The sequence below is a fragment of the Paenibacillus sp. PL91 genome (genome assembly GCF_012935325.2).
Classification (GTDB): Bacteria; Bacillota; Bacilli; order Paenibacillales; family Paenibacillaceae; genus Pristimantibacillus.
Map to the genome: position 1 here is coordinate 1 of NZ_JABBYG020000064.1, position 1,341 is coordinate 1,341.

Below are 1,341 nucleotides of genomic sequence, written 5' to 3' on the forward strand. Positions count from 1 at the left end.
CCCCAATTAATTAAACTATTAGCAAAGGGGAGGCATGTTAGATGGGGGGCAGGAGAATGCTGAAAGAAGTTCGGATAAGGATCGTCCAAGAAGCGTTGTCTGGCATTAAGATAGCTGTATTAGCTAGAAAATATGAGGTGCATCCGGACACTATTCGCAACTGGGTGAAGGACTATCGAGATGAAGTTGGGGACGATGAGATTCCCTCCACTGACGAGCAAATCCAAGAACTGAGACGTCTGCAAAGCATCGAGGAGAACTATCAAAAAACGCTCAAAATGCTTGGTGAAAAAGAGCTCGAGATTGAAATTTTACGTGAGCTGCTAAAAAAGAAGAAACCCGCTTATCCGAAAAATTCGAAGTAGCTGAACGCTTCATTAAGCGGGGGGAAAAAGCAGCGCTAGTGTTAAAAATCATAAGTCTAGCAGAATCCACTTATTATGATCGAAAAAAGCTTACTCGATTACCTTCAGGGTGTGTGTCCAGCCGTCCTAAAGGCCGTTCCTGCCCGGGATATTCGTTCACTACCTCAGGTAGTATGGTGTGCGACGAGCAGATCAAAGAGTGGCTCCTGGAGCTGGTCGAAGGCGAAGAACATGTGTATGGATATAAGCTTCTGGCCCAGTGTCTCCGCAACCAGCAAGGACTCATTTTGAATAAAAAGAAAGCCTATCGACTGTGTAAAGAGCTTGAAATTCTTCAGAAACAACGTCCTAAAGGCAACAAGCACCCGCGAAGATTATCTCGAAATCATGTTGTAACGGGTTGTAACCAGCTCTGGCAGATAGACATTAAGTACGGGCATGTAGTGGGGATTGAACGTTTCTTCTTTGTATTTAGCATCATAGACGTGTTTGATCGTGTTATCGTTGATCATTATCGAGGCTCAGTGTGCGAAGCTAAGCACATCTGTCAGACGTTAATTCGAGCGCTAACGAAGCGAGTAAAAGAAGGCGAAACTATGCCGATCGTGCGCTCCGACAACGGTCCTCAGTTCGTTAGCAAGTTATTTGGCGATACCTGTGAAAGTCTTGGCATTGTTCATGAACGAATCCCTCCACGTACGCCAAACATGAACGCCTATATTGAGTCTTTTCACAGTTTACTTGAACGGGATCTCTTTAGTAAGGCTGAATTTAAGTCGTTTGAAGATGCCTATGCCGAATTGGATAGGTATATGGATTTTTACAACCATAGAAAGATGCACGGCAGCCTCAAACGGATGCCTCCGGTTACATTCTCGGAGTGGGCGATGAAACTAAATGACCGTTCAGATTTCCATAGAGCGTTGTAATCAGACGGAAAATCAAGCTATTCTATGAAAACCTGATTTATGGGGGC

The 1,341-nt window shown here is 44.5% G+C and carries 2 protein-coding genes; both read left to right on the plus strand.

Annotated elements, in window-relative coordinates:
- The first annotated feature begins 56 nt into the window (after positions 1–56).
- Entirely contained in the window at positions 57–365 is a 309-nt protein-coding gene (locus HI950_RS35350) for a transposase (RefSeq protein WP_169091765.1), read from the plus strand.
- A 38-nt stretch (positions 366–403) separates the two neighbouring features.
- A complete protein-coding gene (locus HI950_RS35355) occupies positions 404–1,294 on the plus strand; it encodes an IS3 family transposase (protein ID WP_317618510.1) in 891 nt (296 codons plus the stop codon).
- Positions 1,295–1,341: the final 47 nt, after the last annotated feature.